Source organism: Microbacterium hydrothermale (assembly GCF_004854025.1).
Classification (GTDB): domain Bacteria; phylum Actinomycetota; class Actinomycetes; order Actinomycetales; family Microbacteriaceae; genus Microbacterium; species Microbacterium hydrothermale.
The window spans coordinates 26707-41681 of the sequence record NZ_STGM01000008.1; the positions used below are offsets into that span (position 1 = coordinate 26707).

Annotated in this window: 14 protein-coding genes; 6 read left to right on the forward strand and 8 right to left on the reverse strand. The window is 71.0% G+C overall.

Annotated elements, in window-relative coordinates:
* The first annotated feature begins 41 nt into the window (after nucleotides 1–41).
* Nucleotides 42–1574 carry an APC family permease gene (locus tag FB047_RS14165; RefSeq protein ID WP_136587859.1) on the forward strand — a complete coding sequence of 511 codons (1533 nt, stop codon included), beginning with the start codon at nucleotides 42–44 and terminating at the stop codon, nucleotides 1572–1574.
* Nucleotides 1575–1772: 198 nt separating this feature from the next.
* Here FB047_RS14165 and FB047_RS14170 read toward each other — a convergent pair whose 3' ends face one another.
* Entirely contained in the window at nucleotides 1773–2756 is a 984-nt protein-coding gene (locus FB047_RS14170) for an asparaginase (protein ID WP_136587860.1), read from the reverse strand.
* Between the two features lie 137 nt (nucleotides 2757–2893).
* On the opposite strand from FB047_RS14170, the gene FB047_RS14175 reads away from it, so the two are divergent.
* Together FB047_RS14175 and FB047_RS14180 are read left to right on the forward strand one after the other, a co-directional pair.
* Nucleotides 2894–3364, forward strand: a complete 471-nt coding sequence (locus FB047_RS14175) for an OsmC family protein (protein WP_136587861.1) — start codon at nucleotides 2894–2896, stop codon at nucleotides 3362–3364.
* A gap of 80 nt (nucleotides 3365–3444) precedes the next feature.
* Entirely contained in the window at nucleotides 3445–3924 is a 480-nt protein-coding gene (locus FB047_RS14180; protein ID WP_167494255.1) for a hypothetical protein, read from the forward strand.
* Between the two features lie 187 nt (nucleotides 3925–4111).
* On the opposite strand, the gene glpK is transcribed toward FB047_RS14180, so the two are convergent.
* The 3 genes from glpK to FB047_RS14195 all read right to left on the reverse strand — a co-directional run bounded on the left by glpK (nucleotide 4112) and on the right by FB047_RS14195 (nucleotide 8303).
* Complete coding sequence (glpK, locus tag FB047_RS14185) at nucleotides 4112–5623, reverse strand: glycerol kinase GlpK (protein WP_136587863.1); 1512 nt, start codon at nucleotides 5621–5623, stop codon at nucleotides 4112–4114.
* 84 nt (nucleotides 5624–5707) lie between these two features.
* Complete coding sequence (locus FB047_RS14190; protein WP_136587864.1) at nucleotides 5708–6463, reverse strand: MIP/aquaporin family protein; 756 nt, start codon at nucleotides 6461–6463, stop codon at nucleotides 5708–5710.
* Between the two features lie 121 nt (nucleotides 6464–6584).
* A complete protein-coding gene (locus tag FB047_RS14195) occupies nucleotides 6585–8303 on the reverse strand; it encodes a glycerol-3-phosphate dehydrogenase/oxidase (RefSeq protein WP_136587865.1) in 1719 nt (572 codons plus the stop codon).
* A gap of 112 nt (nucleotides 8304–8415) precedes the next feature.
* On the opposite strand from FB047_RS14195, the gene FB047_RS14200 reads away from it, so the two are divergent.
* Nucleotides 8416–9381, forward strand: a complete 966-nt coding sequence (locus tag FB047_RS14200) for a sugar-binding transcriptional regulator (RefSeq protein ID WP_076674632.1) — start codon at nucleotides 8416–8418, stop codon at nucleotides 9379–9381.
* Nucleotides 9382–9402: 21 nt separating this feature from the next.
* On the opposite strand, the gene dhaM is transcribed toward FB047_RS14200, so the two are convergent.
* The 4 genes from dhaM to FB047_RS14220 form a co-directional block, all read right to left on the reverse strand.
* Nucleotides 9403–10152 (reverse strand): dihydroxyacetone kinase phosphoryl donor subunit DhaM, encoded by a 750-nt coding sequence (dhaM, locus tag FB047_RS14205; protein WP_136587866.1) that lies wholly within the window; start codon nucleotides 10150–10152, stop codon nucleotides 9403–9405.
* Complete coding sequence (dhaL, locus tag FB047_RS14210) at nucleotides 10149–10784, reverse strand: dihydroxyacetone kinase subunit DhaL (protein ID WP_136587867.1); 636 nt, start codon at nucleotides 10782–10784, stop codon at nucleotides 10149–10151. Before dhaL ends, dhaM begins: the two co-directional genes overlap by 4 nt.
* Complete coding sequence (gene dhaK, locus FB047_RS14215) at nucleotides 10781–11776, reverse strand: dihydroxyacetone kinase subunit DhaK (protein ID WP_136587868.1); 996 nt, start codon at nucleotides 11774–11776, stop codon at nucleotides 10781–10783. Before dhaK ends, dhaL begins: the two co-directional genes overlap by 4 nt.
* Nucleotides 11777–11867: 91 nt before the next feature.
* On the reverse strand, nucleotides 11868–12569 hold the full coding sequence (locus tag FB047_RS14220; RefSeq protein WP_240752836.1) for a lysophospholipid acyltransferase family protein: 702 nt from the start codon (nucleotides 12567–12569) through the stop codon (nucleotides 11868–11870).
* A 194-nt stretch (nucleotides 12570–12763) separates the two neighbouring features.
* On the opposite strand from FB047_RS14220, the gene FB047_RS14225 reads away from it, so the two are divergent.
* Entirely contained in the window at nucleotides 12764–13723 is a 960-nt protein-coding gene (locus FB047_RS14225; RefSeq protein WP_136587870.1) for an FKBP-type peptidyl-prolyl cis-trans isomerase, read from the forward strand.
* Between the two features lie 106 nt (nucleotides 13724–13829).
* The gene (gene dxr, locus FB047_RS14230) at nucleotides 13830–14912 is read left to right on the forward strand and encodes a 1-deoxy-D-xylulose-5-phosphate reductoisomerase (protein WP_136587871.1); all 1083 of its coding nucleotides are present in this window, start codon (nucleotides 13830–13832) and stop codon (nucleotides 14910–14912) included.
* The last annotated feature ends 63 nt before the right edge of the window (nucleotides 14913–14975 follow it).

A 14975-nucleotide genomic window follows, 5' to 3' on the forward strand; every position in this document is an offset into this window, starting at 1 on the left:
TCCTCTTGACCGCGGCTGGCCGCGGATTCTACGTTCGGCATATGACCTCCGCACCCGAACGGACGGCCGGCAAAGGCCTGGCCAGTGGAACGCTGGGGCTGTGGGGCTCGACCGTCATCGGTCTGGCATCCACCGCTCCCGTCTACTCCCTCGTGGCCACCCTCGGCTTCGTCGTCCTCGCGGTCGGCGCGCAAGCGCCCATCGCCTTCGTCGTGGCCTTCGTGCCGATGCTGTTCATCGCCTTCGCGTACCGCGAGTTGAACAACGAGATCCCCGACTGCGGAACCACGTTCACGTGGGGCACCAAGGCCTTCGGACCCTGGATCGGCTGGATGGGCGGGTGGGGCGTCGCCGTGGCCGGCATGGTCGTGCTCGCCAACCTGTCGCAGATCGCCGGCATCTACCTGTGGTCGCTCATCGGCGACGGCTCGCTCGCCGAGAACGTGCCCCTGGTCACGGCGACCGGTGTCGCCTTCATCGCCGCGATGACGTACGTCAGCTACCGCGGCGTCGAGATCGGGGAGCGGATCCAGAACATCCTCCTCGCCGTCCAGTACCTCGTCCTCGCCCTTTTCGTCGTGCTCGCGCTGTGGAAGTTCTTCGACGGAACGGCCCCGAACCCCACCCCGTTCGACATCGCCTGGTTCAACCCGCTGGGCTTCACGGACTGGAGCGGGTTCACCGAGGCCGTCCTGCTGGCGCTGTTCATCTACTGGGGATGGGACACCTGCCTCGCGCTCAACGAGGAGACGAAGGACCCCAAGCGCATCCCCGGGCGGGCCGCCCTGCTGACCACCGTCATCCTGCTCGGCACCTACGTCACCGTCACCGTGGCGGCGATGATGTACGCCGGCGTCGGGGAGGACGGGGCCGGCCTGGCCAACCCCGACAACGCGGACGACGTCTTCCTCGCCCTGAAGGACGGCCTCTTCGGTCCGTTCGGGTGGGTGCTGATCGTCGCGGTGCTCATCTCGGCCGTCTCGTCGACGCAGACCACCATCCTCCCGACCGCGCGCGGAACGCTCGCCATGGCCGCGTACAAGGCGCTTCCGGGGCGGTTCCGGTCGGTGCACCCGCGCTACAAGACGCCGTCGTTCTCGACGCTGGTGATGGGGATCGTCGCGAGCGTCTACTACGTCGGGATGACCCTCATCAGCGACAACATCCTGCAGGACTCGATCCTCTCGCTCGGCCTCGCGATCGCGTTCTACTACGCGATGACCGGATACGCGTGCGTCTGGTACTACCGACGCGAGCTGTTCTCCTCCGGCAAGAACCTCGTGTACCGCGGCATCCTGCCCCTGCTGGGTGCGCTCATGCTGACCTACGCATTCGTGCAGTCGGCGATCGACATGTACGACCCGGAGTACGGCAACACCGTCTTGTTGGGCGTCGGCGGGACGTTCGTGGTCGGCATCGGCGCCCTCGCGATCGGCGTCGTGCTGATGGTGGTGTGGTTCGCCTTCCCGGGGTCGAAGCCGTTCTTCCGGGGCGAGAGCCTCAACCGCGACACCGAGGTGCTGGTGCCCGACGAGCCCATCGCCTACCCGCGCTCGGTCGACGGCGGCATCTGAGGGCGCCGCCCGGTCGGACACGGCCGGGCGGCCGTCGGGATCCGCGCGAGTGGGCGCGAGCAGGGGTCCGCGCACGCCGGGATCTGCGCGAGCCGGCGCTTTAGCGAGCAGGCTCAAGCCGGGGTCCGCGCGGGCCGGGGCCTGCGCGAGATGGATCGAGCCGGGGTCCGCGCGAGCGGGCGCCCCGGCCGCGACGGGTCAGACCACGGCGCGGATCGAGCCGACGACGCCCCCGCCGCCGGACACCGTGAGCGGCAGGAGCGCGAGCGTGTCGGCGACGGCCTCGCTCGAGAGGGCTCCCGCGCGCTCGAGCAGGCGCAGGGCCACGGCCCACCCCGCCCGGTTGGAGCCGTCGAGCATCTTCAGGGCGACGGTCGTGCCGTCGGGGGCCGTCATGACCTGGACGCCCTCGGCACCCATCTTGGAGAAGACGCCGAGACGCTCGATGACGATCGTGTCGGGACGGCCCGGACCGTCGATGGTCCAGGGGTGCTCCTTGACGGCGCGCACGAGCGCTCCGGCGCTGCGGTGCAGGGCGAAGGGGGAGCGCTCGGACGAGGTCGCGATGCGCTGGATCGCCCGCGCCAGCCCGACGAGGCTCATCGCGTAGACGGGGGCGCCGCAGCCGTCGATGGCCGTGGTGGTCATGCGCTCGCCCACGAGACGCTCCAGCACCTCGCGGATGTGCACCTGCAGGGGGTGCTGCGGGTCGAGGTAGTCCGCGGTCGACCACCCGTTGGCCACGCAGGTCAGCAGCATCGCGGCGTGCTTGCCCGAGCAGTTCATGCGCAGCGGGGAGGGGGCGCCGTGATCGCGCACGAGCTCGTCGCGCGACGCGGTGTCGGTGGGCCAGGCCGCAGGGCAGCCGAGGTCGTCTTCGGTGAGTCCGGCGGACTGCAGGATGCCGCGCGCGAGCTCCGCGTGGCGGTCGGTGCCGCAGTGGCTCGCCATCGAGATCGCGAGGCGCTCGTCGGCGAGGTCCGCCCCCGCGGACAGGCACGCCAGCGCCTGCAGGGGTTTCATGCTCGAGCGCGGCAGGAACGCCGCCGTCACGTCGCCCAGGGCGAGCTTCTCGGTGCCGTCGGGGGCGAGCACGACGGCGACGCCGACGTGGCGGGATTCGACGAAGCCGTTGCGGTCGACGACGGCGAGTTCGACGGAGGCGGGGGGCGTGGCGGGCATCCCTTCATCGTATCCCGCCGGCCCCCTCCCGACCCTGCCGAGCCACCCGCGCGAGTCGCCAGGATCTGTCGCTTCAGCGGCCCTCGAAGCGACGAATCCTGGCGCCTCGCGCGGGGGAAGAGGGCAGACTGGAGGGCATGAACGGAGAGCACCACTACCGCCTGCGCTCGACCTGGACCGGCGATCGGGGGACGGGCACGAGCGGGTACCGCGACTACGACCGGGCGGTGACGCTGACGGTCGACGGCAAGCCCGAGATCGCGGCATCCGCCGACAAGCCCTTCCGGGGCGACCCGGCCAAGTGGAACCCGGAGGAACTGCTGCTCGCCGCGCTCAGCGAGTGCCACCTGCTGTCGTACCTGCACGCGTGCGTCACGACGGGAGTGGTCGTCACCTCGTACGAGGACGACGCCTCGGGAACGATGCTGGAGGACGGCAACAGCGGGGGAGCGTTCACCGAGGTGGTGCTGCGTCCGCGCGTCACGGTCGCCGAGCAGTCGATGGTGGAGGCGGCCACCGCCGCCCACCGTCAGGCGCGGGAGTGGTGCTTCATCGCGAACTCGGTCAACTTCCCGGTCCGGCACGAGCCGGTGATCACCGTCGGCTGAGGCGCGCCCACCGCTCGGACCGCCCGCACGGACCCGCCGGCCGGACGATGCGACGCGTCCGTGCGTCGTACAGTGAGCGCATGCAGATCGAACCCGCTTTGCGTCGACTCGACCGCGTCGCCGGAGGCCGACAGGCCGACCACCGGGTGCAGGTGTCCGACGACCCGAAGGTGCGGCGCGCGTTCCGCGCGATGACGCTGCTGCTCGCCCTCGGTTTCGTGCTCGGCGTCGCGACGGTCGTGATCGCCCTCGTGATGACGCTCAACGGCGACGACGTGGGCTTCGCCGTCTGGATGCGCTGCCTCGTGGTGCTGGCGATCACCACGACCCTGTTCTACTTCCTCTGGCGCGCGCACGCCGGCTGGTACTGGGCCTTCCGCCGCCTGCAGCTGTTCAGCCGCATCTTCCCGGTCGTGGCGCTCGTGCTCGCGGCCATCCCCGGGCTGTACCCGTTCTGGGTGGTCACCGAGCAGATCCTCTTCGCCATCCTGCTCATCGGCGTCTCGGACTACCTGCAGTCCGACGCCGTACGGGCGGCGTACCCCAAGCCGCAGCGCTGAGGCGGCGGCATCCGGATGCCGCGTGGCCGGCGCCCCGCGACCTCTTCGGCGGGCGCGGGGGAGCCGCGGTGGCGAGGCTCGCGAACGCAGGGGCGACGGCGCGCGACGCGACGCCGCGGGCGCCCCGGAGAGACGACGGAACCCCGCCGGCCTGAGGCCGACGGGGTTCCGGAAGGGGGCGTGCGGGTCAGCGCACGTCGTCGTCGATCCAGTCCATCGACTTGGTGACGGCCTTCTTCCACAGGCGCAGCTCGCGCTCGCGCTCGCTGTCGTCCATGTTGGGCTCCCAGCGCTTGTCTTCCTGCCAGTTGGCGCGCAGGTCGTCGAGGTTGTCCCAGAAACCGGTCGCCAGACCCGCGGCGTACGCGGCACCGAGCGCGGTGGTCTCGGCGACGACCGGGCGCACGACCGGGACGCCGAGGATGTCGGCCTGGAACTGCATGAGCGCGTCGTTGGCGGTCATGCCGCCGTCGACCTTGAGCTCGGCGAGGTCGACACCGGAGTCGGCGTTGACCGCGTCGAGGACCTCGCGCGACTGGAAGGCGGTGGCCTCCAGTGCGGCGCGGGCGATGTGGCCCTTGTTGACGTAGCGCGTCATGCCCACGATCGCGCCGCGGGCGTCGGGACGCCAGTACGGAGCGAACAGACCCGAGAACGCCGGCACGAAGTACACGCCGCCGTTGTCGTCGACGCTCGAGGCGAGCGCCTCGACCTCGGGGGCCGAGGAGATGATGCCGAGTTGGTCGCGCAGCCACTGGATGAGCGAGCCGGTCACGGCGATCGAACCCTCGAGCGCGTAGCGCGCCGGCTGGTCGCCCAGCTTGTAACCGAGCGTGGTCAGCAGGCCGTTCTTCGAGTGGACGATCTCTTCGCCCGTCTGGAAGATGAGGAAGTTGCCCGTGCCGTAGGTGTTCTTGCTCTCGCCCGGATCGAACGCCGCCTGGCCGAAGGTCGCGGCCTGCTGGTCGCCCAGGATGCCGGCGATCGGGGTCTCGCGCAGCAGCGACGAGGACTCGACGGTGCCGTACACCTCGGAGGAGGAGCGGATCTCGGGCATCATCGAGCGCGGCACGCCGAAGTCGGACAGGATGTCGTCGCGCCACTCGAGGGTCTCGAGGTCCATGAAGAGGGTGCGGCTGGCGTTGGTGACGTCGGTCGCGTGCACGCCACCGTCGATGCCGCCGGTGAGGTTCCACAGCACCCAGGTGTCGGTGGTGCCGAAGATCAGGTCGCCGGCCTCGGCCTTCTCGCGGGCCCCGTCGACGTTCTCGAGGATCCACACGATCTTGGTGCCCGAGAAGTAGGTGGCCAGGGGCAGGCCGACGATGCTCTTGTAACGCTCCGGGTCGCCGTCCGCGAGGCGGTCGACGATCGACTGCGTGCGGGTGTCCTGCCAGACGATGGCGTTGTAGACGGGCTTACCGGTGTTCTTGTCCCAGACCACCGCGGTCTCGCGCTGGTTGGTGATGCCGACGGCGGCGACGTCGTGGCGGGTGATGTCGGCGCGGCTGAGGGCCAGGCCGATCACCTCCTGGGTGTTGCGCCAGATCTCGAGCGGGTCGTGCTCGACCCATCCCGCGCGCGGGAAGATCTGCTCGTGCTCCTTCTGTCCGACGGAGATGACACTCCCGGACTTGTCGAAGATCATCGCGCGGGTCGAGGTCGTGCCCTGGTCGATGGCGAGGACGTAGTCGGCCATGGATGGACTCCTTTGTCTTGTTCGGTGAACGGTGTTGCGGGAAGGAAGTAGGCGGGGGCGCCGGGCGACGCCCCCGCGGAAGTGTTACTTGCCGAGGCTCAGGAGCACCGGGGCGAGCAGACCCGCGAGCAGACCGCCCACGAGCGGGCCCGCCACGGGGACCCAGGCGTAGCCCCAGTCGCTGGAACCCTTGCCCTTGATCGGGAGGATCGCGTGGGCGATGCGGGGGCCGAGGTCACGGGCGGGGTTGATGGCGTATCCCGTGGGGCCACCGAGCGAGGCGCCGATACCGACGACGAGCAGGGCCACGGGCACGGCCGCGAGACCGCCGATGCCGCCGGGGACGCCGATGTCGGCCACGCCGTAGTCGCTGAAGCCGAAGATCACGAAGACCAGCACGAAGGTCGCGATGACCTCGGTGAGGAAGTTGAAGCCGTAGGAACGGATCGCGGGGCCCGTCGAGAAGACGCCGAGCTTCGAGGCGGGGTCGGGCTCGTCGTCGAAGTGCTGCTTGTAGGACGCCCACGCGAGGACGGCACCGATGATCGCGCCGACGAGCTGGGCGGCCACGGCCACGAGGAACTGGACGAAGCCGATCTTGCCGGCCACGAGGAGGCCGATCGACACGGCGGGGTTGAGCTGTGCGCCGGAGTAGGCGGACACGATGACACCGGCGAAGACCGCCAGGCCCCATCCCCAGTTGACCATCAGGGTGCCGCCGGCGTTGCCCTTGGTCTTGGCCAGGGCCACGTTGGCGACCACGCCACAGCCCAACAGGATGAGCATCGCGGTGCCGACCACCTCCGAGAGGAAGTACAGCCCCAGGTTCACTTCTTGCATGTCGTCATCGACCTTTCTTTTCTCACCCGGACACCTTCGGCACGGGTGGTGATGCGGCTCGGTGTTCCGAACCTATGCGCGACGTGCGGGCGCGCAACAGACGGCGCGCCCGCACGTTCTCTCAGATTCGCGCGACTCCGGCCTGGGCCAGGTCGACCCGGTGCGCCGAGCGCAGGATCTCGGTGGTCCGGCCGATCTCCTCGTCGACGCGGTCCGCGTCCCAGCCGAGGGGGCCGGAGACGGCCTCCGCGACCTCGCGCAGCGTGCGCTCGGTCATCCCGCCGACGAAGGCGAGGTGCGTGCGGCGCAGCAGCACGTCGATCAGGTGCACGACCTGCTCGTTCGCGGCGATCCACTCGAGCTCTTCGCGGTAGTAGCCGTCTGCGTCGGCGACGGGGGTCGGCTCGGCCGGGAGTGCGTCGAGGATGGTGTCGGCGCGGGTGCCGTAGCGCTCGAGCATGGCCTCCACGAGCTCGGCGGAGTGCGCATTCGTGCGAGCGGCGACCCAGCGGCGACGCTGCTCGGGCGTGGCCGGGAAGCCGGCGCCGCCACCGATCGACAGTCCCTGCGTGCTCACGCGGTGGGGACGGCGGAGCTTCTGCAGCGTCTTCATGCTGAGGTGCTCCGCGAGCGCGCGGAACGTGGTCCACTTCCCGCCGACGAGGCTCATCGCGGGGGTGCCGGCGATTTCATCCTCGACGATGCGATAGTCGCGCGAGACGAATCCGGGGGCGGTGTCGTCGTGACGCGGGAGGGGGCGGATGCCGCTGAAGGTGTAGACGATCTGCGAGCGGTCGACGCCGATGGTCGGGAAGACGTGCCCGATGAGGTCGAAGAAGTACTCGATCTCGTCGTCGGTGCACACGACGGGCTTCGATGGGTCGGCGTCGATGTCGGTGGTGCCGACCAGGACGCGGTCCTTGAGCGGGTAGATCAGCACGATGCGCCCGTCCGAGTGCTCGAAGAAGATCTCGCGGCCGCCGGTCGCGGCGAGGAGCTCGGGGTTGTCGAGCACGATGTGCGAGCCCTTGGTCCCGCCCATGAACTGGGTCTTCAGACCCATGGCCTCGTTGGCGAGGTCGGTCCAGGGGCCGGCGGTGTTGAGGATGACCTTGGCCTTGACGCTGAACTCCTCGCCGGAGACCTCGTCGCGCACCCGCACGCCGTTCGCGTCGGCGCCGACGGCGGAGACGTAGTTGACGGCCTGCGTGCGACCGGCGCCGGCCTCGATGCCGTCGCGCAGCACGTCGAGGGCGATGCGCTCGGGGTCGTGCATCGACGCGTCGAAGTACGTGGCCGTGTAGGCGAGGTCGTGGTTGAGCTTCGGCAGTTCGGCGAGCGACTTCTTCTTGCCGAGGAATTTGTGGCGGGGCACCGAGCCGCCGTCGCGCGAGAAGGTGTCGTACATGATGAGGCCGACCTTGATCAGCAGCGCGCCGCGCTCGTTCGGCTTGCCGCGGCCGTGCGTCACCAGCAGGCGGAACGGGGCGGACAGGATGCCGGAGAACGTCTTATAAATCGGGATGGTCGTCTCGAGCGGCTTGACGTAGTGGGGGGCCGTCTTGAGCAGGTCGTTGCGCTCGGTCACGGCTTCCTTCACGAGGCGGAACTCGCCGTTCTCGAGGTAGCGGATGCCGCCGTGCACCATGTGGCTGGAGGCCGACGAGGCGCCCGACACGAAGTCGCCGCGCTCGACGAGGGCGACGCTGACACCCTGAAGGGCCAGATCGCGCAGGGTGGCGAGGCCGTTGATGCCCCCACCGATGATCAGGACGTCGAGGTCTTCGGCGTCACGGAGCGCCTGGACGTCGGCGCGGAGCGAAGAAGTAGGGGACGACATGTCGACTGCGACCTTTCGTTGTTGGTACGACGATCAGGATGCGCCCCCCTGCACGTTGTTGCAAGCCCCTTGAACAAACGTGCAGAATGGTGTCCATGAAGGTGGCAGGACGGTGACGACGCAGGCCGAGGAGCGCTCCCGCGACGCGTTGCGCGCAGCGCAGCTGTACTACATGCAGGACCTGACGATGGATGCCATCGCGCACGAGATGCGCGTCTCGCGCTCGTCCGTCTCGCGTCTGCTGCAGCACGCCCGCGACGTGGGCCTGGTGACGATCTCGATCAGTCCCCCCGACGACGCGCGGGGGCAGATGGCGCAGCGCATCGCCGACCGGTTCGGGATCACCGCGCACATCGTGCCCACCCCGGCCCGCACCTCGGAGGCCGAGCGCCTCGAACGCACCGCCCTCACGGCCGCGCGCATCCTCGCCGAGCGCGTCGAGTCGTCGATGACCGTGGGCGTCGCCTGGGGATCCACGCTCTCGGCCATGGCGCGACACGTACCGCAGAAAGACGTCCACGACACCCACATCGTGCAGATGAACGGCGCGGCCAACGTCCGCACCTCCGGCATCCCGTACGCGGGGGAGATCCTGTCGAAGTTCGGGGCGGCGTGGTCCTCGTCGGTGCACCAATTCCCGGTGCCGGCCCTCTTCGACGACCCGCGCACGAAGCAGGCGATGTGGCGGGAGCGCTCGGTGCGGTCGGTGCTGGAGATCCAGCAACGCGTGGGCCTGTTCGTCTTCGGACTCGGATCGCCCCACGCCGACGTGCCCTCGCACGTCTACAGCGGCGACTACTTCGACGAACGCGATCGCGCGGTGATCGAGCGCGAGGGCGTCGTGGGCGATTGCGCCACGGTCTTCTACCGCGCCGACGGCTCGAGCGACATCCCCGAGCTCAACGCGCGCTCCAGCGGACCCGACCTCGACACCGTGCGTCGCATCCCGCGGCGCTTCTGCGTCGTGTCGAGCCTGTCGAAGCTCGACGGCCTGCGCGGCGCGCTCGCCGCGGGCCTGGTGACCGAGCTCGTCGTGGAGGAGTCGCTCGCGCGTCGGCTGTTGAGCGTCACCCGCTGACCCCGCCTCCTCGGGGTGGGCTCAGCGCTCGCCGAACCCGTCGTCGATGAGGGAGCGCAGTTCGTCGAGGGCCTGCCGCGCCTGCGGCCCGGTCGCGCTGACCCGCACCCGGGACCCCTGCCGGACGCCGAGAGCCATGAGCGCGAGCAGGCTGCGGCCCGAGACCTCGTCGCCGCCGGCCTCCAGATCGGCGATGCGCACGTCGGCGTCGTAACGCGACGCGGCCTTGACGAACGTCGCCGCCGGACGCGCGTGCAGGCCCGACGGGTTGACGACCACCGCCTCGAAGGACGGCGCATCGGCGGTGCCCTCGTCGGCGGTGTCCTCGTCGACGGATGCCGCGGGCGAGGGGCTCGTGACCTCGTCGCCCGCCGCGCCGAGCTGCCGTCTCTTCGCGTCACCGGCACCCGCCACCTCGGCGGCCACCTCGTCGAGACCGGCGCCGCCGGCCGCGGTCACGACCGCCGCCACGAGACCCTCCACGAAGGGCGCGGGGCTCAGCCGGACCCGCTCGGGGGCGCCAACGAACTCCAGAGCCGTCTCGGCGCTGAGGATCGCGGACCCCAGGTCCATCAGGACGAGCACGCCGTCGCCCGAATCCGCCTCGTCGATCGCGGCGGCGATGGCCACGGCATCCGTACCGAGATCGCCGTCGGGGCCCCCCGCCGCCACGCGAACGGCGGGAGGCTCGGCGCCGCCCATCTGCAGCGAGAGGTGCACCGCGGCGTCGGCGAGGGCGCGGCTGTGCGAGACCGCGACGATCCCGATCACTCCGCGGCCGCCAGCGTGTCGGCCAACGCCTCGAGGAGCAGCGTCGAGGAGGCCGCCCCCGGGTCGATGTGTCCGGCGCTGCGCCCGCCGAGGTAGCTCGCGCGCCCCTTGCGGGCGACGAGCGGTTCCGTCGCGTCGCGGCCCCGGGCGGCGGCCTCGGCGGCGGCGCGCGCGGCCGCGGCGGGGCCGTCGTCGGCTGCCGCGTCCCACGCGTCGATCGCGGGGGAGAGGGCGTCGATCATCGTCTTGTCGCCCGGCTCGGCCTTGCCGCGGGCGATGACGCCCTCGACACCGGCGCGGAGCGCCGCGCCCAGGGCAGCGGTATCCACCCCGTCCGGGGATGGCAGCGCGGGCCCCATGCGCAGGAAGAGCGTTCCGTAGAGCGGGCCGCTCGCCCCGCCGACCGTCGAGACGAGCGTCATCCCCACGGTCTTGAACAGCTCGGCGGGGCTCGCCGGCGCCGGGTCGAGCTTGGCGACCACCGCATCGAGACCGCGGGCCATGTTCGAGCCGTGGTCGGCGTCGCCGATCTCGGAGTCCAGGCGCGTCAACTCGTCTTTGTGGTCGGTCACGGCGTCGCGGAACGCGCGGATCCAGGCGACGAGATCGTCGGTCGACACCGCGGCGCTCACGCGCCCCACCGGAGACCGGGGGTGACCACGGGCGCGTCCCACAGCCGCAGCATCTCGTCGTCGGCCTTCACGACCGTGAGCGATGCGCCCGCCATGTCGAGGCTGGTGATGTAGTCGCCGATCAGCACCCGCTGCACGTCGACCCCGGCCTCCGCGAGGAGAGGGGCGATCTCGCCGTAGAGCAGGTACTGCTCGATGAGGGGAGTGCCGCCGAGCCCCGACAGCAGGACGATCGCCGGTCCCGCCGCGTCGCCGAAATCGTGCACGATCGGGTCGACCATCAGCTTCGCGATCTCGCGGGCGGAGGCGAGCTTCACGCGCGAGCGTCCGGGCTCGCCGTGGATGCCGACACCGACCTCCATCTCGTCGTCGGGGAGCTCGAACGTGGGCCGGCCGGCCGCGGGCACGGTGCAGCTGGTGAGGGCGACGCCCATCGAGCGACCGGCCTCCGACACGCGGCGCGCGAGGGCGGCGACGGCGGCGAGGTCGGCTCCCTCTTCGGCGAGGGCGCCGACGATCTTCTCCAGGATGACGGTGGTCCCCGTGCCGCGCCGACCGGCGGTCCACGTGGAGTCCTGCACGGCCACGTCGTCGGCGACGACGACCGACTCGACCTGCACGCCCTCGGCGGCGGCGAGCTCGGCGGCCATCTCGAAGTTGAGCACGTCGCCGGTGTAGTTCTTCACGATGTGCAGCACGCCCGCGCCGGAGTCGGCGGCCTGCGTGGCGGCGAGCACCTGATCGGGCGTGGGAGAGGTGAACACCTCGCCCGCCGCGGCCGCGTCGAGCATGCCGCGCCCGACGAAGCCGCCGTGCATCGGCTCGTGTCCGGAGCCTCCACCCGAGACGAGAGCCACTTTGCCCGCGCGGGTCGGTTCCGCGCGCAGGATGACGCGGTTCTCGGCATCCACGCGGAGATCGGTGTGAGCAGCCTGGATCCCCCGCAGGGCTTCGGCCAGCACATCAGCCGGGTCGTTGACGAACTTCTTCACGATGCCTCCTCGTTGTGGCTTCGACGGTTCGGGCCGTCGGTTTCGACCCTGGTCGTCGGATGCCGTCGCGTCAAGGGCGAGGAGGCGCGTGTCAGAGTCGCTCGTGCGGGAGGACCTGCTTGATGCGTTCGATCGGATTCTGCGCGGGGGCCTCGTTGTACGCGTTCGCCAGTTCCTGCCCGCTGAGGGCGTGGATCGCGGCCATGATCTCGTCGGTCGCGCCGCGACGCGCCCGGCCCGAGGTCGCCGGACCGTGCGGCGAGAGGTCGAGCGGCTCTCCGAAGCGCACCGTGATGCGCTCGCTCGTGCTGGGGAACTTCGCGCCGACGGGCATCGCCTTGTCGGTGCCGATGAGACCGACCGGGACCACGGGGGCGCCGGTCTGCAGCGCGAGGAAGGCGACACCCGTGCGGCCCTTGTAGAGCCGGCCGTCGAGGGAGCGCGTGCCCTCGGGGTACAGCGCGACCGCGCGACCGTCCTCGAGCAGAACGCGCTGCTGGTCGAGGGCGTCGAGGGCCTTCTGGCCGGCACCGCGCTCGACGGCGATCGCGCCGATCGCGGTGAAGAACTGCCGCGACGCCCACTTCTCGAAGTACGCCGACTTCGCGAGGAAGTGCACGGGCCGGGGAGCGGCGACCGGGATCGCGATCGAGTCGATGAACGACAGGTGGTTGCTCGCGAAGATCACCGGTCCGGTGCGGGGGACGTTCTCGCGCCCCTCGACGTGCGGCCGGTACACGGCGCGGGCGAGCGGGGCGATGAGGAACCGTCCGAGGCCGTAAGCGGCGCCCATCTGCTGCGGCGGTGCGGCGGCGGGGGTCTCGGCGGGCAGGTCGGAACTCACCCGACGAGGCTACTAGCCGCCGCATGCCGAGGTGCGCATGGGGCGCGGCGCGCGACGGACGTCCGCACCGACCGCTCTCCCAGCCGCGCCAAAGCCGGATGCGCGAGGATGGGTGCTTCCCGTCTTCTTCCGAGAGGTCTCCCGTGCGCTTCCGCCCGATCGCTTCCCTGTCCGTCGCCGCCGTCGCGGTGCTGCTGCTGGCCGGATGCTCCGGCTCGTCCACCGACGCGCAGACGCCGGATGCCACGGCCACCCCGGATGCCGGCGCGTGCCAGACCCCCTTCACCGGCGACGTCCCCGCGGGACTCGAGGTGTCGGGCGACTTCCAGGGCCCCGTCACGGTGACCCGTCCCGACGGCTTCGCCCCCAGCGACATCCAGCGCAGCACGCTCATCGAGGGCACCGGGCAGGAGATCCAGTCCGGTGACATCGTGAAGGCCAACTACACGGTCCTCGACGCCGCCACGGGCGAGGTGGTCCTGGACTCGCTGACGTCCGACCCCTCCGGCATGGACATGATCGTCAACTCCCAGCAGATCTTCGGTGCCGCGGTGTCGTGCGTCCCGGTCGGCTCGCGCACCGTGTCGACCTTCCCCGCCGGCATCCTGGGTGAAGGCTCGCCCGCGTACGTCCTCGTGGCCGACGCGATCGCGGAGCTGCCGACGCGCGCCGACGGCGCCGAGGTCGCCCCGGTCGACGGCATGCCGACCGTGACCTTCGCCGACAACGGCGCCCCCACCATCACCGTCCCGAGCACCCCCGCGCCCACCGAGACGCGCATCGAGAACCTGCGCCAGGGCACGGGCGACGTGGTCAACCCCGGCGACACCGTGATCGTGCAGTACACCGGCGTGCTCTACGACGGCGGTACCGTCTTCGACTCGAGCTGGGACAAGGGCGCTCCGACGCAGTTCGCCACCACGGCCGTCGTGCCCGGCTTCAAGAAGGCCCTCGAGGGGCAGACCGTCGGGTCGCAGGTGCTCGCGGTGATCCCGCCGGCCGACGGCTACGGCGACCAGGCGCAGGGCTCGATCCCGGCGGGCGCCACGCTCGTCTTCGTCGTCGACATCCTCGGCGTGCAGCACGCCCCCGCCGCGCAGTAAGCCCCCGCACCGCGGCGTCCCCGTGGCCCCGCGGCATGCGGGGTGCGGTCCGGCCCGCACGACTCGGGCGGGCACGGGTCGCGTCGCGGCTCAGTAGGCTGACGGCATGCGCCGCGTCCTCATCCTCGGTTCCACCGGTTCGATCGGCACCCAGGCGCTCGACGTCATCCGGGCCCACACCGACCGCTTCGAGGTGGTCGGCCTGGCGGCGGGGTCGGACCGCGCCGGCGTCGAGGCGCAGGCGCGGGAATTCGGCGTCGAGCACCTCGCCCTCGGGGCGATCGAGGCCGAGCAGCTGGTGCGCGACGTCGAGGCCGACGTCGTGCTCAACGGCATCACCGGGTCCGTGGGACTCGGCCCGACGCTCGCGGCCCTCGAGGAGGGACGCACCCTCGCCCTGGCGAACAAGGAGTCGCTGATCGTCGGGGGAGAGCTGGTCACCGCCCTCGCCGCCCCCGGCCAGATCGTCCCGGTCGACTCGGAGCACTCCGCGATCGCCCAGGCCCTGCGCTCCGGGGCGGCCCACGAGGTGCGACGGCTCGTGCTCACGGCATCCGGAGGTCCCTTCCGCGGGCGCTCGCGCGACGAGCTCGGAGACGTCACGCCCGCACAGGCGCTCGCCCACCCCACGTGGGACATGGGACGCGTCGTGACGACGAACTCCGCGACGCTGGTCAACAAGGGCCTCGAGGTGATCGAGGCGCACCTGCTGTTCGACGTCGCCTACGACCGCATCGCCGTCACCGTCCACCCGCAGTCGATCGTGCACTCGATGGTCGAGTTCGTCGACGGCTCGACCATCGCCCAAGCATCGCCGCCCGACATGCGACTGCCCATCTCGCTCGGCCTCGACTGGCCGCACCGCGTCGGCGGGGTGGGGACACCCCTGGACTGGACCACCGCCTCGCAGTGGACGTTCGAGCCCCTCGACGAGGAAGCCTTCGGCTCCGTGGCGCTCGCAAAGCGCGTGGGACGCGCGGGGGCGACCTTCCCCGCCGTGTTCAACGCCGCGAACGAGCAGGCCGTCGACGCCTTCCACGAGGGGCGTCTGAGCTTCCTCGGGATCGTCGACCTCATCGAACGCGTGGTCGACCGGCACGAGCCGCCCGCGACCCTCACGCGGGAGTCGCTCGCCGAGGCGGAGGCCTGGGCGCGGCGGACGGCCGACGAGATCATCGCCGCGCGCTGACGCCTGCACAACTCCTGCACGAAGGTCTCTGACCGCCGTTTCGGCGGCTCGCGGTGCGGATCT